The sequence below is a fragment of the Prosthecobacter debontii genome (assembly GCF_900167535.1).
GTDB lineage: Bacteria > Verrucomicrobiota > Verrucomicrobiia > Verrucomicrobiales > Verrucomicrobiaceae > Prosthecobacter > Prosthecobacter debontii.
This window is the reverse complement of sequence record NZ_FUYE01000002.1, coordinates 47921-71883: the sequence shown is the minus strand read 5'-3', so window position 1 is coordinate 71883 and position 23963 is coordinate 47921. Positions and strand designations below refer to the sequence as shown.

General features: G+C 57.1%; 15 protein-coding genes. 2 read left to right on the top strand and 13 right to left on the bottom strand.

All coding sequences use genetic code 11. The features are described 5' to 3' along the window. Positions 1-17 precede the first annotated feature (17 nt). From B5D61_RS02765 to B5D61_RS02755, 3 genes are read right to left on the bottom strand one after another with little or no spacing between them, the layout of a single operon-like run. Positions 18-1448, bottom strand: coding sequence for a sulfatase (locus tag B5D61_RS02765; protein WP_078811788.1), 1431 nt, complete (start codon positions 1446-1448; stop codon positions 18-20). A gap of 48 nt (positions 1449-1496) precedes the next feature. Then, on the bottom strand, positions 1497-2273 hold the full coding sequence (locus B5D61_RS02760; RefSeq protein WP_176159187.1) for a dioxygenase family protein: 777 nt from the start codon (positions 2271-2273) through the stop codon (positions 1497-1499). Positions 2274-2322: 49 nt separating this feature from the next. Continuing rightward, positions 2323-6201, bottom strand: coding sequence for a S8 family serine peptidase (locus tag B5D61_RS02755; protein WP_078811786.1), 3879 nt, complete (start codon positions 6199-6201; stop codon positions 2323-2325). A gap of 145 nt (positions 6202-6346) precedes the next feature. On the opposite strand from B5D61_RS02755, the gene B5D61_RS02750 reads away from it, so the two are divergent. Further along, positions 6347-7603: a TCR/Tet family MFS transporter gene (locus tag B5D61_RS02750; protein ID WP_078811785.1), complete on the top strand. Its 1257-nt coding sequence runs from the start codon at positions 6347-6349 to the stop codon at positions 7601-7603. Here the strand turns inward: B5D61_RS02750 and B5D61_RS02745 are convergent. The 8 genes from B5D61_RS02745 to B5D61_RS02710 form a co-directional block, all read right to left on the bottom strand. Continuing rightward, entirely contained in the window at positions 7548-8423 is an 876-nt protein-coding gene (locus tag B5D61_RS02745) for a YicC/YloC family endoribonuclease (RefSeq protein WP_078811784.1), read from the bottom strand. The genes B5D61_RS02750 and B5D61_RS02745 overlap by 56 nt on opposite strands. 49 nt (positions 8424-8472) lie before the next feature. Further along, positions 8473-9753, bottom strand: coding sequence for a hypothetical protein (locus B5D61_RS02740; RefSeq protein ID WP_078811783.1), 1281 nt, complete (start codon positions 9751-9753; stop codon positions 8473-8475). Positions 9754-9868: 115 nt separating this feature from the next. Further along, positions 9869-11119 carry a Wadjet anti-phage system protein JetD domain-containing protein gene (locus B5D61_RS02735; protein WP_078811782.1) on the bottom strand — a complete coding sequence of 417 codons (1251 nt, stop codon included), beginning with the start codon at positions 11117-11119 and terminating at the stop codon, positions 9869-9871. A 160-nt stretch (positions 11120-11279) separates the two neighbouring features. Then, complete coding sequence (locus B5D61_RS02730) at positions 11280-14645, bottom strand: SbcC/MukB-like Walker B domain-containing protein (RefSeq protein WP_078811781.1); 3366 nt, start codon at positions 14643-14645, stop codon at positions 11280-11282. 27 nt (positions 14646-14672) lie between these two features. Then, positions 14673-15308 (bottom strand): DUF4194 domain-containing protein, encoded by a 636-nt coding sequence (locus B5D61_RS02725; protein WP_078811780.1) that lies wholly within the window; start codon positions 15306-15308, stop codon positions 14673-14675. Further along, the gene (locus B5D61_RS02720; RefSeq protein ID WP_139373021.1) at positions 15305-16783 is read right to left on the bottom strand and encodes a Wadjet anti-phage system protein JetA family protein; all 1479 of its coding nucleotides are present in this window, start codon (positions 16781-16783) and stop codon (positions 15305-15307) included. The genes B5D61_RS02725 and B5D61_RS02720 overlap by 4 nt, the downstream gene beginning before the upstream one ends. A gap of 80 nt (positions 16784-16863) precedes the next feature. Further along, positions 16864-17421 carry a nucleotidyltransferase gene (locus B5D61_RS02715; RefSeq protein WP_078811778.1) on the bottom strand — a complete coding sequence of 186 codons (558 nt, stop codon included), beginning with the start codon at positions 17419-17421 and terminating at the stop codon, positions 16864-16866. Beyond that, positions 17418-17693, bottom strand: coding sequence for a hypothetical protein (locus B5D61_RS02710; protein ID WP_078811777.1), 276 nt, complete (start codon positions 17691-17693; stop codon positions 17418-17420). Before B5D61_RS02710 ends, B5D61_RS02715 begins: the two co-directional genes overlap by 4 nt. Positions 17694-17763: 70 nt before the next feature. Here B5D61_RS02710 and B5D61_RS02705 point away from each other — a divergent pair, with 70 nt between their 5' ends. Further along, on the top strand, positions 17764-22977 hold the full coding sequence (locus tag B5D61_RS02705) for a DUF1549 domain-containing protein (RefSeq protein ID WP_245846438.1): 5214 nt from the start codon (positions 17764-17766) through the stop codon (positions 22975-22977). A gap of 66 nt (positions 22978-23043) precedes the next feature. On the opposite strand, the gene B5D61_RS02700 is transcribed toward B5D61_RS02705, so the two are convergent. Together B5D61_RS02700 and B5D61_RS02695 are read right to left on the bottom strand one after the other, a co-directional pair. Continuing rightward, positions 23044-23520: a hypothetical protein gene (locus tag B5D61_RS02700; protein WP_078811776.1), complete on the bottom strand. Its 477-nt coding sequence runs from the start codon at positions 23518-23520 to the stop codon at positions 23044-23046. 47 nt (positions 23521-23567) lie between these two features. Continuing rightward, the gene (locus tag B5D61_RS02695; protein ID WP_078811775.1) at positions 23568-23909 is read right to left on the bottom strand and encodes a hypothetical protein; all 342 of its coding nucleotides are present in this window, start codon (positions 23907-23909) and stop codon (positions 23568-23570) included. Between the last annotated feature and the right edge of the window lie 54 nt (positions 23910-23963).

Sequence of the window (23963 nt, the reverse complement as noted above, 5' to 3'; positions counted from 1 at the left end):
TCCAAAGCACTGGGAGGTTATTCCGCTTTCTTCTTTTTCTTGCCTTTGCCCTTCTTTTTAGGGGCTTCAGTGGGGGTATTGGGTGTTGGCATCTTGGCGCCGACGCTTTCCCGCCAGGTCAGCATCTGTTGCTGAAGTTCCTTCACTTTGTCAGGCATTTCGCCCGACAAATTTTTCGTTTCGCCGATGTCGTTGTCGAGGTTGTAGAGCTCTAGACGGTGGTCTTCGAAGAATTCCATGAGCTTCCACGCCCCTTTTTGGATGAGGCCGACTGGGGTGGTGCGCCAAGTATTTTCACCGGCTCCGAGATAACCTGGGAAATGCTGGAAGATAGCCTCTCGCCTGAGACTGACTTTGCCTTCTTTGTCTTTAAAGAGGGGGACGAGACTTTCGCCATCGAGCGGGTAGTCCGCCGGTGCGGGGGCTCCCGCAATGGCTAGGAAGGTTGGATACAGATCCACGTGAATGGTGGGCACGTCCGTCTTGGCGCCGGCGGTGGTCACTCCGGGCCAGCGGACGATGAAAGGCACTCGAGTGCCGCCTTCATAGAGACTGCCTTTGCCGCTGCGCAGCGGGGCGTTGTCGGTAATGTCGCCCGCCTTCTTGATGCCTTCACGCACATAACCACCGACACCGCCGTTATCGCTGGTGAAGATGAGCACGGTATTGTCAGCAAGACCTTGCTTCTCCAATTCTGCCATCACTCGGCCGACGCTTTCATCCACGCTGGCGATCATGGCGGCATAGACAGGGTTGTTATGGCCACCCACGCCCGGTTTGTTTTTGAATTTCTCGATCAGCTCTTCCTTGGCGTGATGTGGCGAGTGAACGCCGAAGTGGGGCAGGTAGAGAAAGAATGGGCCGTCTTTATGGCGTTGGATGAAGTCCAGGGCTTTATCCGTGAGGAAGTCGGCCAAATATTGATCTTTGGGGTGTTCGACGAGCGGGTCTGTCTTGAAGTTGAAATGCTTCCCTTCGGAAACGAGGGCTTCATCAAACCCACGCTTGGAAGGATGATACTCGGGTTTTTGCCCCAGATGCCATTTCCCAAACATACCGGTGGCATACCCTGCTTTTTTCAGGGAGTCCGCGATGGTGATCTTCTCCAGGGGCAGATAATTGAGGTTATCCACTGGACGCAGAGGTCGTGTCTGCCACTCGAACCGACCGATGTCCCCGACCGTGTAAACACCCGTGCGTGGAGCATACTGGCCGCTCATCAGAGCGGCCCGGGTGGGCTGGCAGTTTTGGCAATGATGATGGTTGGTCAGCTTCAGGCCTTGGCTGGCCAGCTTATCGATGTTCGGTGTTTCGTAATACTGACTGCCAAAGCTGCCGACATCCGTATAACCCAGATCATCCGCCATGATGAAAATAATGTTAGGCGGGGTGGCCTGAGCGGCTGCGATGGAGAGCAGACTGAGGGCGAGTAAAATCAGAGGTCGCATGACCGCGCTGAAACGAATGGGGGATGGGGCGATCTTGCGTGATCTTCTTCAGATCCCTGGAGGAGGACCTTCACGACGAGGCCGACGTCCACCTTCGAAGCCGGGTGGTGGGCCTCCCGGTCCCCGTGGGCCAGGACCACGACGTTCTTCTGGCTCTTCGGGCGTGGTTCCCAGAACAATGTCCCAGGTGCCGAGAAGTTCGGAACTGCCTGCTGACTTCGGTTTGAACTCGCGGATGACGGAAAGACGCTGCTCATCCGTGCCCATGCGGCGGAGGATGCCGTCTTTGTCATTCTGGGGAACGCCCTCAATGAAGAGCTGGGTCGTGAGCATGCGCTTATCCCCCTGTTTCACGGCAAGGTGCCAGTGGATGGTGCGCCCCGTGTAAAGGCCGGGCTTGATGGTGCGGAAGCGATATTCACCTTTTTCATTGGTGATGATCTTGCCATAACCCTGGAAGCCTGGATCACGCTCCTTCCCCCGCTGCACGCCATTGCTGTGGATGTAGCAGCCATTGTTATCCGCCTGCCAGAGTTCGATCATGGCGTTCTGGATGGGTTTGCCATCGGCATTGAGCAAGCGTCCCCCAAACTCGGTGATGGTCCCCAATGCAGAAGCTGCTTTGTCTTGGATCTGAACCAGATCGTTGTCTTGATCCAAGGGGAGGTGATCGGGGTAATAAGGGCCTTCCGTCGCACGTGGGGTCAGCACCAGGGCCTCCGCGTAAATGGCGCTGGTGATGATGCCGCCGGTGGTCATCAGCAAGCTATTCAATAGGCGACGCCGGTTCAGGCGAATGTGAAAAGGCTGGGGGATCGAGTTCATGGTGTGGTGCATGAAACTCGCTTCGTGCCAATTGGTTCTGCGCAGAATCTCATTCTTCATTCAAACCCTGCTGAATCTGGAAGCCGCCACTGAGAATCGAGGTGGTATTGGCCTTTTGACCAGTCGCTGGGATTTGTGGGAGGAGGAAGTAACCCTGCGCCTTCACGCCTGCTTGAGCCTGCGGCACGACGATGCCCTGGAAGCTCACCTTGCGTTTCAGGCCGGAGTCTTCTTCTATCAGTGTGAAACTGCCCGTAACAGCCCCTGAGGCTTTATTGATCTTCAGGGCGGTGTGGGCTGGATTCAGAGCTGGTAAAACTGGGACGAAGGCTGCCGTGAAATCAAAGTCTAAGATATTTGGATCTGTATCGGATGACGATAGACCTGCTTCATCAAAGATGAGATCCGCAGAGCCAGTCACGGGCAAGCCATGCGCGATACTTCCTGAGGATTTCAAGGCCAGATAACCACCTTTGAGAGTCAGCGGAGTTGGGCCGAAGCCTGCGGGATAAAGGCGAGAGGTATCACTGGGTTTGAGCCAGGAGGCGCTGCCCGTGAGAGTATTATCTTCGGCGGATTCCAGAGCGCCTGCATTGGTGTCGAAGGTGCTCAGGAGGCTACCTTTATTCTTGTAGAGAGATTGGTAGAGATAAGCTTGTCCTATTGGCCCAAGGCCCATCGAGCTGGTGAGCTTATCCCCCGTTGCGGATCGACCTGTGATGGAAGCAATACCCGATGTTTTTACATTCATGGTGAAGTAGCTGGAGCCTTGGGGAATGGCTGCATTACCCAACCCCTGATCTGTTATAGGATTGAGCGCTGCGCTGTAATAACCGATGAATGACGAGGCGGGTTTCATCTTGGCATGCCATGGGATGCGCCAGCCCTCAACCGTTGCGTTACCATGGGTCCCCGTGATCAACTCCGTGACTGGATCGAGGGTGAGTTCGAGGGGTTGGTCTTGGATCGAAACACGGATCTGAGGAGCCGCTTCCACGAGATAACCTTTGGCGGATTTGCTGGAGGTCCCTGTGGTGACTTTCAATGTGTAGGCGCCTAATGAGGTGGTGGTTAACGTGAAGCGACTGCCTAACGATTGGGGCATTGCGTCATCGCGATGAATGATGCCCGTGAAGCTGCCGATCCATTCTTCATCCAAGGCTCGGATGGTTAGGAGGGCTGATTCTTCCGCACTCGTGCCTCCAGGGTTTTTAGCCGTGGCGACGACGGTGAAATCTCCGTGCTGCTGAGGACGGCCCGAGATGACGCCGGTTTTAGAGGAGTATTTCAGGCCTTTTGGCAATCCTGTGACTTTGAAACTGGTGGGATAATCAGACGCGGTGAGTGTGGCGGAATAATCCGCTCCTACATAGGTGCTACCCAAGTTCAATGGGTTCATTGTTGGAGCGGTGTAAACACTGCGGATTGTCAGACTGAACTGTCGTGACGTGGTAATGCCCACGTCGTCCTCGACGAGGAGTCTGAATTGATAGGTCCCCGGAGTGGTTGGTTTACCCGTGAGGGTCCCGTTAGAGTTCAGGCCTAACCCAGAGGGGAGGTTACCACTGTAACGTGTCCAGGTATAAGGCGGTGTGCCTCCTTCCGCCTCCATGTTGAGGGTGTAAAGAAGCGATTTGATGCCGTAAGTCAGAGTGCTTTCAGTCAGCACCGTGATGGGAGATTGAAGAATGGTTAGGCTGAGTTCTTGTTCGTCCACCATCATTCCCGCGTCTTCAACCTTCACAGTAAAAGTGCTGCTGCTGGTCGACAATGGTAGCCCGCTGAGAACACCATTGGAACTCAAGGTGATGCCCTCTGGAAGACTGCCCTCGCTGAGTGTCCAGGTGTAAGGAGCGCTGCCGCCTGTGGCCGAGAGCGTCACGTTGTAGGGTCCTTCCGTTGTCCCTGAGGGCAAGGTTTCCGTGCTGGTGACCTGTAGAGGCTCCGCAGCGATGTAAAGCGTGAATGCCTTGCCTCCGGTTTTCCCACTACTGTCTGCGACCAGCACGGTGAAGGTGAATTGACCTGCTTCGGTGGGCGTGCCTGAAAGGACGCCTGATGAAGATAAGGATAAGCCCGCAGGAGGACTGCCGTTCGTCAGCCGGAAGGTATAGGGAGCCGTGCCTTGGGTAGCAATGATGGACTCGTTATAGGGTTGATGGATCAGACTGCCCGGTAGAAGAGCTGCATTTTCAATCGGGAGGTCGAGCGCCAGCCAATCTGGAATGCCATCGAGGGTGGCATCGACGATTTTTTGGAGATTCAGACGGCCTCCCGTTATGATCTTCCCCTGCAGACTACTTTTAACATCCACGCTTTTGAGGATGCGCTGAACTCTTTGGGTGACTGTTTCATTCGGGAAATTCATGGCCGCAAAAGCCACGGCGCCAGTGACCTGCGGCGCAGCCATGGAGGTGCCATCAAGGAAGGAGAAGCCAATGCCAGGACTCATCGAACCTGACGTGGGTAAAGCACCTTTAATGGCTAAACCATCGGCGCGCGAAATGGAAACGGCAGGGATCCAATCGTCGGAGTTTTGCAGTGTGCCTCCAAAACTACCCGAAACGTTGTTGTAAATAATGGCGGCAGCGGCCCCAGCGGCTTGCGCATTGGCGACCTTTTCATAAAAAAACAAGCTACCACGCTCAATGAGAGCGATCTTCCCACTCATGCCGCTTGGAAAGTCCGCCGGGTTACCGATGCCGCAATAAACGATTTGCCCCGAAAGCCCAACGACCCGCCCACTGTAGGCCATGCGTTCAGCTTCATAGGTTTTATTTCCGACTTGGATTTCGACTGTGGGGACAGTGGATAAGATGTTTTTGCCGGGAGCGGCGATATCTACTGAAGTGCTGCCATAATTGGAGAAACTGGCCAAAGCGTCATTTTGATCCGTCGCTGCGACAGTGATGATGTTGTTGAGATTGTAAGAGGCAGGATAGGAGGCGTTGTTGTTATTGTCTTTGCTGTCGTTCCCTGCTGCCGCGCACAGAATGATTCCGGCGCTGCCAGCACTGGCGATGGCATTACGCTCAGCATTGCTGAAGCTACTCCCTCCATAGGAAGCATTGAGAGCCAGGATGGGGACACCCCGCTGCTTCATGGCGATGGAATATTCGATGGCATCCACCACCGCAGAAGTGCTCATGGTGTCGCCATCTGCAGAGACTTTCAGGGCCATGATTTGAACCCTATCGTTGATGCCGATGACGCCCTGATTGTTATTCCCCTGAGCGCCGATGGTGCCGGAGACATGGGTGCCATGCTCACCGGAATCGAGAACATTGGCATCGCCTCCAACGAAGTCGAAACCGTAGTAATCGTCCTTGTAGCCGTTGTGGTCATCATCAATGCCGTTTCCTGGTATTTCCCCGGCATTCGTCCACATCCGCGGCAGGAGGTCTGGATGGACATACTCGACGCCCGTGTCAATGACACCGACGACGACGGTTTCTGAGATTTCGCGGCCTTTACTCCAAGCCGCTTCATAGCTGACATCGGCTCCGCTGATGCCTGTAACTTGGTTCACCGTCTGGCCTGTATTCTTGAGAGCCCAGAGTTCGTTGAAACGAGTGTCATTGGGTAAGGCATTGATATAGCGTAAATAGTTAGGCTCCACCGTTTCGACCGTTGGATCTGCTTTGAGTTCTTCGATGAGAGCTTGGGTCGTCTTGTCTCTGTTTCTGACGAGCCCCATGGGTTTACCACGCATCCTGGAGATGCGATCAAAGCGACGTGTGAATCGCAGTGATTTTCGTTTCAGTGCGGTTTCAGCCGTTTGCTCAGTTGCTGAGGCCTTAAAGGTAACAAGCACCTCACCTTCCACATAGTCCTTCGGCTCCTGGGCATGGAGCGGAAGGAGCATCCATGCAAAGCACTGAATGCAGATGCCCAGGATGAGGTGGTGGACCAGGGGGGGGCGAGACATGACACACTCAGATGATTCTGAGGTCGGGAAAGTTCATTCTTTTTGCGTTTGCAGCAATGCGAAAGATGTAGGGGGGATGACCTGGAAATGACCGACCTGTCGTTTGCACATTGCATGCTTTCGTGCTCCAGAATGAGCCTCCCGCATGTCTGGCCGCCGCCCCGCCCTTGGTTTCATCTTCATCACGCTGACTCTCGATATTCTCGGCATCGGACTGATCGTGCCGATTTTGCCCGAGTTGATCGAGCAATATCAGGGCGGGGATCTGGAGTCGGCATCCACGACCTATGGCCTTTTACATGCCACCTACGCGTTGATGCAATTTTTGTTTGCGCCGCTGATCGGCAGCTTGTCGGACCGATTTGGGCGCAGGCCCGTCATTTTGATTTCGCTCTTTGGCGCTGGCTTGGATTACCTGCTGATCGCCTACGCTCCGAATCTCACCTGGTTTGTGATTGGGCGTGTCATTGCGGGTATAACCGGGGCAAACTTCGCGGCGGGCACGGCTTACATTGCCGATATCAGTCCGCCAGAAAAGCGGGCCGCCAATTTTGGTCTGATCGGTGCTGCTTTCGGCTTGGGATTCATCATCGGTCCTGCCTTGGGGGGATGGCTGGGCGACTTTGGCCTTAGGGTGCCGTTCCTTGCCGCTGGAGCCCTGACCCTTATCAACTGGTTGTATGGTCTCTTCGTTTTGCCTGAGTCCCTGGCCCCGGAAAATAAACGCGTCTTCAGTTGGGCTAAAAGCAATCCGGTGGGTTCCCTGATGGCCTTGCGCCAATTTCCCAATGTGTTGGGCCTGATCAGCACCACCTTTTTGTTCACGATGGGGCATCAAGTGTATCCCGCCATTTGGGTGCTCTACACGGGCTACCGCTACGGCTGGGATACGAAGGATAATGGGTTGTCTTTGGCCTTCGTGGGAGTCATGACGGCTATTGTGCAGGGCGGCCTCACCCGCATGGTGGTTGGTAAATTGGGCGAGATGAAAGCGGCACTTTATGGTCTGGGTCTAAGTGTGGCCATGTATGTGTGCTATGGACTGTGCAGTCAGGGGTGGATGATCTACCTCTGTATTTTGGTCGGCAGCCTCTCGGGGGTCGCAGGCCCAGCGGTACAGGGGATTTTATCACGCAGCGTCGCGCCGGATCAGCAGGGCGGTTTGCAGGGCGCTTTGACCAGCCTGGCGAGTGTGGCTGGCATCATCGGGCCTCTGATGTGCACCAGCCTTTTCGGCTATTTCATCAGTGATCGGGCCCCCGTGCATTTGCCAGGGGCCGCTTTCTTTGCCAGTGCCTTGCTTTCGCTTGTCGCTCTCGGATTAGCAGTGCGCATGCTGCGCCACTTCACTCCACATTCTGCACCTGCTCCCGAATCTTCTCCAGTTCCGTCTTCGCACTGACCACGGCGTGGGCGATCTCGGCGTTGTTGCACTTGGACCCCATCGTATTGAACTCACGGAAAAACTCTTGCACGAGGAAATCCAGGCTGCGCCCGACCGGTTCCTCGGAGGCGAGGTAAGCGCGGAATTGCTTCAAGTGACTCGCGGCACGGGAGAGTTCCTCCGAGATGTCGGTGCGATCTGCAAAGAGCGCGATCTCCTTGAGCAGACGTTCATCGTCGAGGGGAAGTGGCAACCCAGCTTGCTCCAAACGCTGGCGCAAAACCGTCCGCTGATGCTCAGGCACCAGAGGAGCTTTCTCGGCGATCTGCGCCGCTAAAGCTTCAATCGTTTTCAACCTTGACTCCATCTCCTCACGCAGATGCCCACCCTCCACGCCCCGCATGAGGCAGAGTTGGTTCAGTGCCACCGTGAGCGCCTCCTGGATGGGCTCTAGAGCCATCATGGGGTCTGCCTCAACCGATTCACCGCTAAGTACACCCGGAAGACGCAGCATCTCACTCAGACTGATCTCCGCTGATATTTTCAGCTTACCCGCGAGCTCACGCAGGCTCTCGACATAGCGCAGCGCCACGGCTTCATCCACATGCGGGAGTTTCACTGCATCGGCGGCATCGCTGCGGATGTGCACGTTCACCCGTCCGCGCGAGCAAACCTGAGCCACCTGATTGCGCACCTGCGTTTCCAGATCATGCAGATCACGCGGGAGATTGACGGAGACCTCCAGCTGCTTGCGGTTCACACTGCTGCACTCCACCACCCACGTGGTGCCGTCTGCCTGCCGCGATTCACCACGGCCAAATCCTGTCATGCTTTTCATGGCCGCGATTGAAGCGGTGTCGGGCAGGTCTGGCAACCTCTGTTATCTGTCAGGCTGGAATGGCCTCCATCCTGCCACGGCAACGGTTTTTGAGACGGCTGAAACCCCATGCCGTCAAGGCCAGCAGTCCGAGACCGAGGACTCCCAGGCTCAGCTTCCAAAGCAAGCTGACGGGGCGATAGGGCTCAATGCGGTTCCAGAAGTCATTGCTGTAAAGAGCGGACTCCACCGCCCAGCCAGGGCCATCCGGCGTTTCTTCCAACGAAGGGCGTCTGAAGGATAAGGCCATCGGCTGTCCTGACAGTTCCCGCTCCAGGCCATCCAGAACGAGATCCTTCTGTCCTGGCGACAGGGCCCGCGCCGCCTTGGCCAGATCTCTCGCCTCATCCCTGGACCAGTAGGATTGAAACCGCAGTGCCGCCAGGACCGTCGCCTGTTTCAGCAAGGCCAGATTCGGGGCGTATCGGATCATTCCGGCGATCTCGGCCGGAGTCATCAGCCGTGAAACGATCAGGCATTGAGCCAGGCGCAAAAACTGGCCTCCCGAAGCGGACCCGATCATACTGACAGCCTGCTCTTTGAGACGTGGCAAGTTCAGGGCGGTGATCATGTCAAACACCGCGGTCAGCCGGGTGAGAGCCCATTGAACCTGCCGCGGATCCATCCCGGTCTCGGGCAGCTTCCAAAACTCGTCCATGATCTGTAGGCCGATCTCCTCCGCGCCTGCGGTCGGGCCGCGCATGATGGCGGCGATGCCGAACAAACATTGCGTTTGCTCATGGAAAGAGGTGCTTGCCGGATCGTAGCGAAAGGATTGAACCTTCTCCTTCAATAGCTGCTGCACCGGATCCGGAAAGGCTTTGTAATACCCGACTCCCTGCCAATGAAGAAGACTCGAAACCGCCGTCATCTGGCGCGCCGCCTCATCGGCGTTTTGAGCCGGTGCCTGGGCGAGCAGCAGATGCAGTTCCGGGATCAGCGAATCAGGGAGCACCATCGGGGCACCGGTCATTCCCGTGGACCTATTCATGCCCAGGATCGCGACCTCAGCCCCCGGTGCCAACGCGTGCCGAAGAGGGTTTTCATAGGTGAAGCCTTCGGCGGCTGTCACCTTGCCTCGCAATCCCTTTTTCATCCTTACAGTCACACTGTTCTGATCTGCCGACACCGTGGCAACGGAACCGATGCCCACAAAATCGGCGGTATAAACGGCGGTCGCGAGGTGATTGTAAACATTGCAATTGGGACAGCCCCAGACCTCCCAAGAGAGGAACAGGCTGATAATGCAAAGGCTCAAACGCAGGAAGCGCAGGCATACGCCATATCTCATGACGACATCGTGTCATAAAGACGCAGGAGCAGGCAAGAATGGAATGACACCGCAGAGGGACATTAACAAAGTCTTCTCTGCGGTCTTCCAATCTCTGCGGTGTAAATCAATGGCCTCAGCATCCCTCGGCACTCCGGTAAAACGGCCAACCATCGAGGTCGGGCCTGCCGAGGCCTTCTTGTTCGAAGCCGCTTTTGTCTCGGGTATCGGAGATGCGTTGCAGCTCGTCGCGGACATCCGCAAGGAGGGGATCGGCGAGCAATCCAGGCAGGAGGGCGAGGTCGCGCTCTGAAAGGGGCACGGGCGGGCCTGAAGCCTGACGCTGCATGAGGAAGGGACGGACGGATTGAGCCGTTTGCTGCCGCAATTTGGAGAGGATCAAAAAGCCGGTGGGGTCGGTATCACCGAAGTGATGAACGGGAAGATCCGGCGGCAGGAGTTGAAGCAGCCGCACCAAGGCTTTGCTGGGGAAAGAGCAGGCGGCGAGCAAGGTGCTGCCATCGGTGTTCTTGGCCGCCAGAGCGGGGAGCGTGGTCTTGGAGTTTTCCACCGTGAGCAGACGCGTGGCGGAGGTGCTGGCACGCACGGCTTCTTCCAGATCGGGCGACAGAGAAACGGTGGTGATGCCTTTCAGTTTGTGGATCAGGCGCGAGCTGCCGTCTGCATAGTGCAGGGTCAGATCACCGACGAATTTGACCTCGCTCTCCGAGAGCACAATGCCGAAGGACTCCAAGGTGGAGGGGCGCTCGAACAGGCTGCTCAGGCAGGATTCCAGAAGAGTCAGGCGATCTTCCAAGGCTTTGGAGTCCTGGACGAGAGCCATGCTGGCCTCACGAATCCTCGTGCCGTCCTGCCAGGTCTTCGAAGTGAAGGCGTGAGTGAGCTGGAGCAACTCACGGACTTCGGAAGGTCTTTTCCAAAACAGCGGATGCAGGTTTCGACCTTGCTGAAAGGCGGCTTCGATCTGGAGACACCAGGAGGTCCAGAGTTCGGGGTAGAGCGGATGGGGGCATCCTTTGAACGCCTCGACGATCTGCAAGGCCTCGGCCTGCAATTGAACCGCCGGGATGTGTCCGAAGGTCTCCATGAGCCAGGGTTCGCTCGCGACCGGAAGGATGATCTTCTCGATGATGTAGCGGCGGTATTTGTGTGCCTGATTTTGGAGTCTGGCGGGACTTGCCGAGGTGGTCTGGCAGAGTTTCAGAAGGTTGCGTTCAGCGGCACGGCGATCTTCAACTCTCAGCAGACTGGCTTCATCGAGGAGCTGGTTCCAGTCATAACGAAAGGCGATCTTGCCGGGCGTGAGCTGCTCGCCTCGCGCGGCATTCCATCGGTCGTAAAAGGTTTTGAGCCATGCGGGCGACATGGCTCAAAATAGGGGGTAGTGGACAGAGGTGTCCAATGGTTAGGAGGGGTTTTGCGCTTAGCAACAAGGCCCCTCACCCCGGCCGTCTCCCCACAAGTGGGGCGAGGGAGAACGTCTTTTCGCCACTCAACATGGTGGGCCCAACGACAGTGCCCCCGCTTTATCCCGCCAGTGCCTGCAAGAGCTTGTCCTTATTCCATGGCACCACCCAGTTTTCGATGTGAATGTCGCGGCCTTGGCCGTCGCGCTTGCGGTCCACGCGGCACTCGATGACGGTGTCGGCGTGTTCGATCATGGTGCCGAGGCGGTCCATGGGGAAGGCGAGGAGGAGCTGGAGACCGAAGTTTCGAGCCAGGGCCAGACAGTCGTCAATGCGGTCGCCGCTGAGCTTGGAAAAGGCTTCATCCATGACCACGAGACCGAGGTTTTTGCGGGCGTCTTTACGACCCAGGTCATAGACCCGGTGGAAGGCGGCGAGCATGGAAACGAAGAAGGGCGCTTGGTTTTCACCACCGCTCATCTTGCGGGCGTTGTTTTGCAGGGAGATGGCGGCCTCTTCGCTGTGACCGCTCGGGATCATGAGCATGTCATAACGATGATAGAAACGGTAGTCGAGCAGGCGCTGGGCTTTCGGATCATCGGGGTTATCAATGGCGGCCATGAGTTCCTCCTTGGCCTTGTTGATTTCATCCTGATGAGAGGCGGCAAAGAGCACGTCGGAGGAGTTGAATCCGACCCCGTTTTCCAGAAGGCCCCACATGGCGGACTGGGCGCGATCACGAGTCTGCGAGATGCGGTAGCGGTAGCGGCCGATGTCTTGATCGAGGATCTTGCTGAGCTCGCGAATGGTGCGGGTGGCATCATCGATTTTTTCACGCAGGACATCGAGCACTTGGCTCTGCAGGCGCTCTTCCCACTCGCGGCGGCGTTCTTCGGCCAGCTTGCGATAGTGACTCAAACCGTGGGTTTCCAGGTCATTGCAGCGCGCGTCATAGCGGGCGTTGTCATCGTCCTCGATGTCGAAGTCGTAACGATACTCCTGATGGGCTTCGGCCAGCTTGCTGCGCTCGTCATTGCGATCCCGGCGCGTGCGTTCGGCACGGTCGTGAGCAGACTGACGTCCGTAGTCGGCTTGGTCTTTGCGCTTCTGCCAGCTGCCTCCAGATTGCAGCGCTGCGGTGAGAGCGGCGGAGATTTCATCCTGGGACAACCCCCGTGGCAGCCGGTTCAGGCTTTCATGGAGGCTGAGCGTGGCGGTCTGGAATTCCTCGCGGCTGCTATCCACCAACTCGGTGAGGATGCGTTCATTGACGGCGAATTCGGTGACGGCGGTGGTGAGGGCACCGATGCGCTGCTCCAAGCGGCGCAGGCGCATTTCCAGCTCATCCATTTCCTGAAGTTGCCGCTCTTGTTCAGGGGTGGCCAGGAGTTGAATGGTCTCCTCCAACTGACGCTCATTGGTTTCCAGAGCAGGCAGTTGGGCGAGTTCCGATGCGGAGGCTTTCGGGGCATCTTCACCCAGGCGATATTCCTGACCGCGCTGCAGCCAACCGCGCACGGCATGAACTTCGCGGCGATAATCGGCGATGAACCCACGCACGCGTTCCATCTCTTCCTCACGTTCCTCACGCATGCGGCGCAGACCTTCTTCACCCAGCGTCAGTTCTTTTTCGATGCTGACGTGACGGCGCAGACCTGGCTCTTTGAGAATACCTTCCTGAGTGACGGCACGATCATGCAGCTTCAGCTTGTCGGTGCTGCTGACGGCGATGATCTGGCCTAACCAGTGATTGATGAGAAGCTGTGCGTCGCTGTTCTTCGTCTCCAGCATAGTGGCCAGAGAGCCTTTGGCGGCTTCGGGGTTTAGGGCGCGAATTTCATCCATGTTCGCCAGCAGTTCCGTGCTGGTGATTTTCTGGAATTGCTCCCAGGCGGCGAGATAAGAACCATCCTCAATGATGACCGTATGGCGCAGGGGTCCAAGAACGGACTCCAGCAGTGGCCACCAAGCTTCGAATTCGGGCTTGACCTCCACCACACGGGCGAAGAGGTCAGCTTTGTGACCGCGGGAGCGCAGATTATCCAGCAGCGGAGTCGCCTGGGTGCGGCCCTCGCTGAGGCTGACGAGCTGGCGTTGCAGATCCATTTCGGCCTGCTCCAGATCATCCAGCTCTTCCTTCTTCGGGCGCATCCAGTCCTCTCCCAGGCGGCTGATGCGGTCGTATTCACGGGCGAGCCCAGGCAGGGCTTCCAGGCCGACATGGGCGTCCTGATGCCTCAGCTCGGAGAGCAGATCGGCGCGTTCCAGTTTGGCGTTCAAACCGACACGTTGACCGTAGCGCAGCCACTCCTCCCAATGCTGAGCACGTTGATTCAGCATCTCATGGGCGGTGCGTGCCGCAAGGCGCAGGCGCTCGATGCGGGGCTTCAGATCCTCGCGCTGACGACGCAGGTCACTGAGCTTGCGCAGGCTGTCATCGCGGCCCGCGACCAGCTTCACCTCATCGTAGCGGGACTTCACCTGATCACGCTCGCTCACGGCGTTGGCCATGTTCAGCTTATCCTCAGCATGCTTGTCACGCAGGGCCAGGAGATCGCCACCGGCCCGCAGGAATTTTTCTTCGGCTTCGGCATGGTCCAGAGCCGCACGTAGATGGCCGAACAGGGCTTCTTCACGCCGAGCCGAGCTGAAGGTCAGATGATGCTCACGGATGCGCTGGAGGTAACCGAGCTGATCTCCCAAGGTATCAACGCGACGTTCCGCTTCACGCAGCGCATCGAGACTTCGACGAACCTCACGCACCTCGGGCAGGCCGGGTTCCAGGATATTGTCACGGATGAACTGCTCGAAGTTTTCCACCGGCTGGAAGGCGATCGCTCCCGGCAGGGTTTTATTCATCTGCGTGCGGTCAAAGAAGAGGTGCTCACGGGCACCCATCTCTTCGAGATAGGTTTCCAGACGACCGAAGTAATCGCCCTGGAGATCGCGCTTCACACGCACACGAAATTCATCTTCCGGCAGCAACTCTTGTTTGCCGGGCTGAGTCAGATCCGCCTCACGCGTGATGTCCGACCAATGCAGGCGGCAGGGGGTGTAAAACCAAACGTAGCGGGCATCCGAAGTCGGGCCCTCATACTCCACACGCACGCCCCAGGTCTCGCGACGAGGTTCAGCAGCGCCTTCCTCCGCAGGCCACTCAAACTCGAGTGCGGCCAAGGTCACGCCGCTAGGGCGTAGGTAGCGCGGCTGGCCATCCTGGGTCTTGGTATTGGTGTCGCAGAGGCAGTAGCCACGCAGGTCGCGATCGCGACCCGTGGGACGTTTGCCATCGCCCGTGGCGGCGCGGTTAAAGCGCGTGCCTTTGCTGCCTAACAAAACAAATTGCACGAGGTCGAGCAGGGCGGACTTGCCCGTGCCGTTTTCACCGCAAAGGAGAGCCAGACCGTTCAGGTCAATGATGCGGCGGAAGCCATACCAGTTGATGGCAATGACGCGGCTGAGAGTGATTCGCTGAGGGCGATCCATGAGGAGAGGGCTAAAAACGGACGGGGGTTATTCTTCCAGAGGCAAGGCGGTGCCGACTTGCTCGGGCTCGTAGAGCTTGGCGCGTTCTAACCAAGCCTCGATGCTATCAAAGGGGATGCAGCGCGGCAGGCTGGGCAGGATCTCGATGACAGCCTCACCGGGGCGGGCGCTGTCGTCGCTGCGTTGGAAGCGGATCAGCTTCTTGCGGCGCAGGCGGGCGAGCAGTTCCTCCAGGGCGGTGATGCCCGGGGGCTCGATGTTTTCAAAGAAGACGCGCCATTTCACCCACAGGTCATTGGCGGTGACGATCACAGCCTCGGCGGCTTGCTCGGCACGGGATTCATCGTAGATACGCCACAGGGCGAGCACGAGCAGGGTTTCATCCTTGGTGAAGGTGGCCAAAAGCTGGCACTCCTCCGGCACGGGCCGTGCCTGAATGAGCGGAGGCTCGTGGTCAATGATCAGCTCCAGGCCGAGCGGAGCCAGGTATTCGCGGATGTGATCTGGATACTGATCTCGAACGAGGAGGTAGGAGTCACGACCGCTGCCCTCATCACCGAGGATGACGCCGTGACGCAGGAGGTCAGACAAGACATCGCGGATGGGGGAGCGATCACGCTCGGGCACATCGGCCCAGAAGGATGGCCAGGGAAGGGAACTCATGAGGGACGGACTAAAGCGAAACGTTCGACACGCCAGCCAGCCTGGGCATCGAGGGGAATGTTTTCAGGTTGCAGGGCGTGCTCGCGGCTGGTGCTCTGGATTTGCCAGCGCTGCTCTTCACCCGAGGTGGCATCAATGCCGTGGTGATAGGCGGCTGCGGCCATGAGGTCGAGCAGTTCCTCGGGCGATTCCAATTTGAAACCCTCAGTGCTGACACCAGGGCCATGCTCACGTAGAAGACGGGCCACGAGGCGGGCCGCGCGGTGTGGGGTGAGGGCGAATTTCTGGCGCTGGCGCAGGCGCTCCAGATCGGCGGCTTCGTCTTCGGCGGAAAGGGATTCGCCGAGCTCCAGGGCAACCTGGGCGCGGGCGCGGCGCGGACGGGCCAGGGAAGCGAAGCCATAGAAGAAATCTACCTCTGGGGTCATGAGCGGGAAGTCCGGCTCGATCCGCAGTTCATTGAACTTCTTACCGCGATGCACGGCATTGATGGCATCGCAGTAGTTTTTGATCATGTCCGGACGGCGACCACGCAGCTCTGACTGATAACGATATCGCTGCACGGACAGGCGGTTGAAGGAAGCCACACGAGCATCAATGGCCTCGGCTCGCAGGCGAAGACCGGCAAGCTGGCGCTCCAGGCGTTGGATCTGGGTATTGGCCAATTCCCAGGCCTCGTTTTCATCCAGGTGCGTGCGATTTTCGCGAATGCCATCCGCAAGGTGCTGGACGAGCAGCAGGTTCTCTGTGGCATCGCGCACCTTCGTGCGGGCACGCTGGAGACGAGGCAGCAGGCCACCGCTGCGCAGCACGTCATAGCAGACCATGTGCTGGCCTTCGTGAAAGTCGTGATAAAACAGTCGTAGGGTCTCGGCACCGGATTCCGTCTCTCGCTGGCGTTTTTCAAAGCCGTGGATCAGCTTTTCCACCCCATGGAGTTGGAGAATGGCGTGCTCCATACGTTGGAGCAGATCGTGCACCGTGGCCCGGAGTTCCTGGGAGGGAGTGACCACCGGGTTCAGCACATCCCGCTGCTCCAGAGTGACACAAACGCCGCGCAGGGTATCAGCAAAGCTTTTCAATTCAGCGATCTCGCTTTCCGCCAGATCCCGCAGGGTGCGCATCAGCGGGCGCAGGGAAGGGGAGATGATGACCCAGCGCTCATTCAGGCTGACAGCTTGGTCCTCGATCCAGCGCACCTGGAGCATCTGATTAAACAGCTTGCCTGCTCGGGCGCGAATGTCTTGAAGCCCGCCGCCTTCGTCCTCTTGCAAGGCCACCTGGGGATGCTGAGAGAGCACCTCTCGTAAGATCGCCAGCGCGTCGGACTGGGGCAGGCGGCCGGCCTCTCCGGCCTCCTCGATCAGGCGATCCGCACCATCCACATACACCGGTGCCGAAGGGCGCACCAACGGACGAAAGAAGTCCGCAGAGACACTGGCAAAAAGGCGCTGGCTGAGGTGTTCGACTGGCATGGGGGAACCCATCCTGACAGGACAAACGGCGACTGCAACCTTTGCGCGATGAGAGACCGACTTTTCGTGTGGAACGGCGGTCAGTCCAGGGGCGGCAGGCTGGCTCGGATCTGCTCTAGCAGCGGCCTTGTGCCATGCTGATCACACCAATGCTCGATGTAAGGCCAGTCGAGGTTGGGGGATTGGATCGTGATCATATTATCCACATCCACCAGATCTTGTGGGCGTCCCCAGCGGAGCTTTTGAATGATCATGTCCTCCGCAGTGGGGATCCATGCTTCGTAATTGCAGAAGACAAGGCGCCGCCTGAATTTGCGCCCCCACATTTCTAGATGATGTGGATCTTCGCTTCGGATGAAGAGTTCGACATCAAAAGCGGTTTTCCGATGCTGGAGAATGTAGCGTTTGGTTCCAGTGAGACTCTCCACGTAAATCTGTGGATCCAAGTCGAAGGACGGCGCGACGGCTCCTAGAAATTCAGTGAATTCCGGTTCATGAATCTGGATGACCAAATCAAAATCCTTGGTTGCCCGAGGAATGGCATAATTCATGTAGGCGACGGAACCACCAACCATGTATTCAATCCCTGAGGTTTCGAGTGCGCTGAGAATGAAGATGACAGACTCGCTCTGTTTCATAGGATTTTCCGGGGCGGAGAAAAAAGGCCATAGTCCTCCCTGTAGCGCAGGCGAGAAAGCTTTTTCCTGAGGAGCTGAGTCACTTCTTCGTCGTTCGCCTCAGGGTGTTCGGTGCGGACACCGTTTTCCATGACTTCATAAGCGAAATCCATGAGGTCAAGAGCCTCCGCAAAGCGCTCCTCGGGCGTCATTTGACGAGCACGCAAGATCTGGTCCCGCTGAATAGCGTCAACCATCGGGCGGAGGCCTGGGTGGACGGAATCGAAGTTCATAGACGCAATTTAATCAGGCTAAGGGTTTTGCCAAGAGGGCATCTTCCCCTGTCACTTCCCCCCATCTGGCATGGATGATCCCGCCGGACTGCACTGGGGAGGGCAAGAGACCAGCTATGGCTTGCGTTTTCGTGCGTTACTTTTGTTAGACCTCCTTCAGCCACCCATGAAGACACCGCTATTTACCTTCTCATGCTTGTCCATGCTCGCGCTGGCCGTTCACGCGGCACCGCCGAAAAAGGAGGAGGGCATCGATCCGAACAAGCCGGTGTCGTTTTACAAACACATCCGTCCCATCCTTCAGGCGAACTGCACGGGCTGCCACCAGCCAGCGAAGGCCAAGGGGGATTACGTGATGACGGACTTCGCTAAATTGCTCGCGGGCGGCGAAGAGGGAAATGCCATTGTGCCTGGGAAGCCCGAGGAGTCGAATTTGATCAAGTTGTCTTCTCCCAATGCGGAGGGAAAAGTCGAAATGCCACCCAAAGGCGATCCTCTGCATGAGACGCAACTGGCCCTCATCAAACGCTGGATCAGCGAAGGAGCAAAGGATGATACCCCGGCCTCGGCCTTGGCTCACTATGACATGGAGCATCCGCCTGTGTATGTCACGGCTCCGGCGGTGACGTCGATGGAGTATTCGCCTGATGGCAGCATGCTCGCGGTGGCGGGATATCATGAGGTGCTCATTCACAAAGCGGACGGCAGCGGCCTTGTGGCGCGTCTGGTGGGGCTCTCGGAGCGCATTCAGAAGCTGGCTTGGTCCCCCGATGGCAAAAAGATCGCCGTGACTGGGGGGAGCCCGGCGCGAGAGGGCGAGATTCAGGTCTGGGATGTGACCAAGAAGAAGTTGGAGTTGTCGAAGTCACTCACCTTTGACACCCTCTATGGGGTGAGCTGGGCGCCTGATGGCAAGTTCATTGCTGTCGGCTGTGCGGATAACGGCCTGCGGGCCATCGATGCGGCGACGGGTAAAGAAACCCTGTTCATGGGTGGGCACAGTGACTGGGTACTGGACACGGTGTGGAGCACGGATGGCAAGCTGCTCGTCTCCTGCGGCCGCGACATGAGTGTGAAGCTGACCGAGGTGGAAACCCAGCGCTTCATTGACAACATCACCTCCATCACTCCTGGAGCCCTGAAAGGCGGCGTGCAGGCTTTGGCACGTCACCCATCTCGGAATGAAATCCTCATCGGTGGCACCGATGGCATGCCTGCGATTTACCGCATGGAGCGCATCACCAAGCGCGTCATTGGAGATAACGCCAACCTCATTCGTAAATTCCCCGTGATGCAGGGTCGTATCTTCGGTGTGGACTTTGCACCTGACGGTAAACGCATCGTCGCAGGCGCCTCCCATGAAGGTACGGGTCAAGTCAATATCTACGCTTCCGACTACGACAGCACCATGCCGGACGAGGTGAAGACCATCGTGGAAACTCGCAGTGGCACTGGCAAAGCGTTGGATGACTGGATCGTCAAAGATGTGAAGCTGATCTCCAGCACGCCGATGCCTACTGGGGGCGTTTTCACCGTGAGCTTCAGTCCCGATGGCCAAACCGTGGCTGCGGCGGGTCAGGATGGCCGGATTCGTTTGATCGAGGCAAGCACAGGCAAAATTGCCAAGGAATTTGTTAGTGTGCCCTTGACCGAAAACAAGGCCTTGGCTGCCAGTGAAGTGATCGCCGATGACAGCGTGCGTGCCACGGCCACGAAGGACGATAAGGTGGAAACTCTGGTTCCTGGGCTCACCGTGGCTTCCATCGAGGTCCAGCCCACGTCCATCTCCGTGGCAAAACCCACGGAATATGCACAACTCTTGGTCACGGCGACGATGAGTGACGGCTCCAAGGCTGACATCACCCGCATGGCTAAACTGACCTTCAATGGCGGTGACGCAGCCTCGGTCAATGAACGCGGCATGGTGCGTCCGATCAAGGATGGCAAAGGCGAGGTGAAGGTGGCTTTCATGGGCAAGAGCGCGGTGATCCCCGTCAGTGTTGCGGGCATGAACTTAGCCTTGAAACCGGACTATGTGCGTGACGTCATGCCCATCACGTCGAAGCTGGGTTGTAATATGGGAACCTGCCACGGTGCCAAGGATGGTAAAGCAGGCTTCAAGCTCAGCCTGCGCGGTTATGATCCGATTTATGACGTGCTGGCTTTCACCGACGAACTCGGCAGTCGGCGTGTGAATGTGGCCTCCCCAGATCACTCGCTTATGCTGCTGAAAGCCAGCGGTTCTGTGCCACATGAAGGTGGGCAGCTCACCGTTCCTGGAGAACTGTATTATGAGACCTTGAAAGCCTGGATCAGCCAGGGGGCCAGGCTGGATCTGAAGACTCCGCGCGTGACCAGCATCGAGGTGTTTCCGAAGAACCCTGTGCTTGAGCGCATCGGTAATCGTCAGCAGATGCGAGTGATCGCTCGTTATGCAGATGGTTATGTCAAAGACGTGACCGCTGAAGCCTTCATGGAAAGCGGCAATGGCGATGTGATCGAAGCCGACAAGAGCGGACTCATGACCAGCCTGCGTCGTGGTGAGGCTGCCATCCTGGCACGCTTTGAAGGCGCCTATGCAGCCACCACGGTGACCGTGATGGGAGACCGCACAGGCTTCGCTTGGAAAGAGCCCGAGAAGTGGACCAAGATCGATGAATTGGTGGCCAAGAAATGGCAGCGCATGAAGATTGAGCCCAGCGGCTTATGCACGGATGAGGATTTCCTGCGCCGTATTCATATTGACCTCACGGGCTTGCCACCGAAGCCGGAGGAAGTGCGCGCCTTCGTGGCTGATAACCGTGATACCCGGACCAAGCGCAACGAAGTCATTGATAAGCTGATTGGCAATCCAGACTTCGTGGATCACTGGGCCAACAAATGGGCGGACATGCTTCAGGTGAATAGTAAATTCCTGGGCACTGAGGGGGTCAAAATTCTGCGGGATTGGATCAAGCAGCAGGTGGCGGATAACACACCTTATGATCGGATGGCTTATCGCATCATCACGGCCACGGGTTCTACCAAGGACAATCCGGCCGCCGCTTACTTTAAAACCGTGCGGACACCTGAAGAGTTGGTGGAGAATACCACGCACCTGTTCCTGGCCACTCGTTTCAACTGCAACAAGTGTCACGACCATCCCTTCGAGAAATGGACCTGGGATCAGTATTATCAAACCGCAGCCTTCTTTGCCCAAGTGGATCTGAAGACCGATCCTGCAAGTGCGGGTAAGACCATCGGTGGCACGGCCGTCGAAGGAGCCAAACCTCTCTACGAGATTGTCAGCGACAAGACTGAAGGGGAGATGAATCACCTGCGCACCAATGCCCCAGTCGCACCCAAGGTGCCTTTCGAGATGGAGTTGGTGAGCAAGACCGCCAAAACACGGCGCGAGCAATTCGCCACCTGGATGACCAGCCCGGACAATGACTACTTCGCCATGAGTTATGCCAACCGCATCTGGGGTTATCTCACTGGCACAGGTGTGATTGAGCCGCTGGATGACATTCGCGCTGGTAATCCACCGAGCAATCCCGAATTGCTACAATACCTCACGAATGAATTCATCCAGAGTGGTTTCAATGTGCGGCACCTGATGAAGATCATCACCCAGAGCCGCTCGTATCAGCTCAGTCTCGCCACCAACAAATGGAATGAAGACGACAAGGTGAACTACAGTCATGCGAAGGCGCGCCGTCTGCCCGCTGAGGTGCTGTTTGACTCCGTTTTTGCCGTGACGGGCTCCATGCCTAACATTCCGGGTGTGCCGAAGGGAACTCGTGCGGCTCAGCTCATTGACGGACAGACCCAGCTTCCCGATGGCTTCCTCACTAACTTTGGCAAACCTGCACGTGAGAGCGTTTGTGAGTGCGAACGCAGCAATGAAGTGAACCTCGGGCCGGTTATGGCCTTGATGTCGGGGCCTACCGTGGGGGATGCGATCAGCGATCCGAACAACGCCATCGCCAAGCTGGCTCGTGAGGTGAAGGATGATGCCAAGCTCGTGGAAGAGATCTTTGTTCGTATCCTCAATCGCAAACCCACAGGTAAGGAGATCAATGCGGCCCTGGCTAGCATGGCAGGCATGGATTCCGAAAACAAAGTGCTGGCCGCAGAGTGGCAAGCCAAGGAGGTGGAGCAAAAGCCTGTCATCGAAAAAGCTGAAGCAGATCGCCTAGCGCTCATGGAGAAGACCAAGGGGGAACTGGAAAGTTATAAAGTGAAAATGGCTCCCGAATGGAAGAAGAAAGAAGAGGCTCGTCTGGCAGCTATCAAGAAAGCGGAAGAGGGTGTGAAAAAAGTGGCTGACACCGCGCCTGTCCAGCAACCCCGATGGGAGCAGTATGCGGATCTCAGCACGGAGTGGTATCCCTTGGAGTTGACTGTCAATCGCGCTGGAGGCGTGGAAAAACTGGAAGTGCAGCCGGATGGCTCTGTTTTAGCCACACCCCTTGCGGATGGCAAGGTCACTCCGGGCAACTACATGGTGAATGGTAAGTCACCGTTGGAGACGATCACGGCCATCAAGCTGGAAGTGCTGCCCGATGACAGCCTGCCTAACAATGGACCAGGTTTGGCCCCGGATGGCAACTTCGTGCTCAGTGAATTCAATGTCAGTGCGACTCCGGCAAGCGCCGAAGGCGGTAAGCGTGTCAAAGGCGGAACACCCGTGGAAGTGCGCAATCCCAAGGCTGACTTCGAGCAGACTGGATTTCCTGTGACAGAGGCTCTGAAGAAGGGGAACCGGGACAAAGGCTGGGCCGTGTCACCTGAGGGTGGTTACCGGCATGAAGCCATCTTTGAGTTTGCCAAGCCCATTGCCTACAAAGGTGGGGCGCAGATCATCGTGCAGATGAGTCAGCCCTTCCAAAATGGGAAGTATAACCTCGGGCGTTTCCGCTTGTGGGTGACCTCCAGCCCAGCGCCACGCTTCGGGGTTGCTAAGTTGGTGGCAGATGCGATCAAGGCTCCTGTGGCAAAGCGCACGCAAGAACAGAAGGAAGCTCTCGCCGCGCATTTCTTGGCTCAATTCAAAGATTACCAATCCACGAAGAAGACCCTGGTGGCGGCACAAAGACCCGTGCAAGTGGATCCTCAGTTGATCGTCTTGAAGAATCAATACACCGAGGCTACGAATCCGATCGTGTTAGATCCGAAGCTGGTGCAACTCCGTCGCGATGCCGAGCTAAGCCGCAAACAGCTCGAAGATAAGCGCCTCACCGCCGCTCAAGACCTTGCGTGGGCGTTGATCAATTCACCCGCCTTCCTGTTCAATCACTGAAGACAGTTCTGTGGGCGAGGCTAGTTAGGATTCGACTAGCTCTCGCTACAGGTAGGTCTCGAGGCTTCAGTAGTGGAGGCGCTGACGCCATTCTGGTGTTAGATCGGCAGGCGTGATTTTTACGATGCCGCTAGGAAGAGAGACCGTAATCACACTGTCGTTCGCCTGAGTGATGGTGGCCTGATTGAGCTTGCGGCCATCTTTAAGCGCGAGTTCAGGAATGGGCTTGTTGAGGACCGAGGCGCGGAGGGACGTGATGATTTGATTGCGCTCTTGATTCAGTTTGGCCTGAGTTTCTTGGAGACTGGCCTGCTGTTTCTGAACTTCGGAAATCTGAGCCAGTTTCTTTCTGTTGTCTTGGTCCCACGCCACAGCTTTCACCAGGGTCTGAAATTCGGTTCGCTTGAGTTCGACGCCTTGTTCGTAAGCCGCCAGATCACGTGTGAGTTGGTCTGTGTTGCTTTTGAAATTGAGATGTTCCCAGTAGTTGTAGGCCGCAAAGGCTCCGACACCGAAAATGACCAGGGCGATCAAGTTTTTCATGGCAGGAAAAAGAGTGATGAAAGTGACCAGCGAAGGACTGAGGAGGGTTAACGAGCGGACGCTTTGCGCAGGACATCGACCTCCTGCTGGAGCTTGGCGGCTGAGGTTTTGGTCGCTTCGTAATCTTGAATGGCTTGGGTTAATTGCCGGGAGATTTGCTGATTATCACCTTCCAGCTTGGCCGAGAGTTGAGTCGCCGCCTGGAGTGAGTTCGTCTCTGGAGGCAGCACTTGGCGCAGCGTCTGGATTTTCTGCTGCAATCCAGCGTCCTCGGCTCTTAGCGAGTTCATGCGGTTTTCCATTTCCGCCTGTTCAGGGCTGACGATGCGAACTTTTTCGCATCCCGTGAGCAGGGCGACGGCTAAGGAAAGGGTGAGCAGGTCTTTCATAGATGGTGTAAACCGAATCGGGACTGGGTGGTTTCAGCGAAGGCTATCAGAAAC

What these genes read in the sequence shown, in the direction of transcription:
- B5D61_RS02700 (WP_078811776.1), bottom strand. Translation starts at nt 23,520, where the DNA reads ATGAAAAACTTGATCGCCCTGGTCATTTTCGGTGTCGGAGCCTTTGCG.
- B5D61_RS02765 (WP_078811788.1), bottom strand. Translation starts at nt 1,448, where the DNA reads ATGCGACCTCTGATTTTACTCGCCCTCAGTCTGCTCTCCATCGCAGCC.
- B5D61_RS02715 (WP_078811778.1), bottom strand. Translation starts at nt 17,421, where the DNA reads ATGAAACAGAGCGAGTCTGTCATCTTCATTCTCAGCGCACTCGAAACC.
- B5D61_RS02750 (WP_078811785.1), top strand. Translation starts at nt 6,347, where the DNA reads ATGTCTGGCCGCCGCCCCGCCCTTGGTTTCATCTTCATCACGCTGACT.
- B5D61_RS02755 (WP_078811786.1), bottom strand. Translation starts at nt 6,201, where the DNA reads ATGTCTCGCCCCCCCCTGGTCCACCACCTCATCCTGGGCATCTGCATT.
- B5D61_RS02725 (WP_078811780.1), bottom strand. Translation starts at nt 15,308, where the DNA reads ATGAGTTCCCTTCCCTGGCCATCCTTCTGGGCCGATGTGCCCGAGCGT.
- B5D61_RS02730 (WP_078811781.1), bottom strand. Translation starts at nt 14,645, where the DNA reads ATGGATCGCCCTCAGCGAATCACTCTCAGCCGCGTCATTGCCATCAAC.
- B5D61_RS02735 (WP_078811782.1), bottom strand. Translation starts at nt 11,119, where the DNA reads ATGTCGCCCGCATGGCTCAAAACCTTTTACGACCGATGGAATGCCGCG.
- B5D61_RS02740 (WP_078811783.1), bottom strand. Translation starts at nt 9,753, where the DNA reads ATGAGATATGGCGTATGCCTGCGCTTCCTGCGTTTGAGCCTTTGCATT.
- B5D61_RS02695 (WP_078811775.1), bottom strand. Translation starts at nt 23,909, where the DNA reads ATGAAAGACCTGCTCACCCTTTCCTTAGCCGTCGCCCTGCTCACGGGA.
- B5D61_RS02745 (WP_078811784.1), bottom strand. Translation starts at nt 8,423, where the DNA reads ATGAAAAGCATGACAGGATTTGGCCGTGGTGAATCGCGGCAGGCAGAC.
- B5D61_RS02720 (WP_139373021.1), bottom strand. Translation starts at nt 16,783, where the DNA reads ATGCCAGTCGAACACCTCAGCCAGCGCCTTTTTGCCAGTGTCTCTGCG.
- B5D61_RS02710 (WP_078811777.1), bottom strand. Translation starts at nt 17,693, where the DNA reads ATGAACTTCGATTCCGTCCACCCAGGCCTCCGCCCGATGGTTGACGCT.
- B5D61_RS02705 (WP_245846438.1), top strand. Translation starts at nt 17,764, where the DNA reads ATGGATGATCCCGCCGGACTGCACTGGGGAGGGCAAGAGACCAGCTAT.
- B5D61_RS02760 (WP_176159187.1), bottom strand. Translation starts at nt 2,273, where the DNA reads ATGAACTCGATCCCCCAGCCTTTTCACATTCGCCTGAACCGGCGTCGC.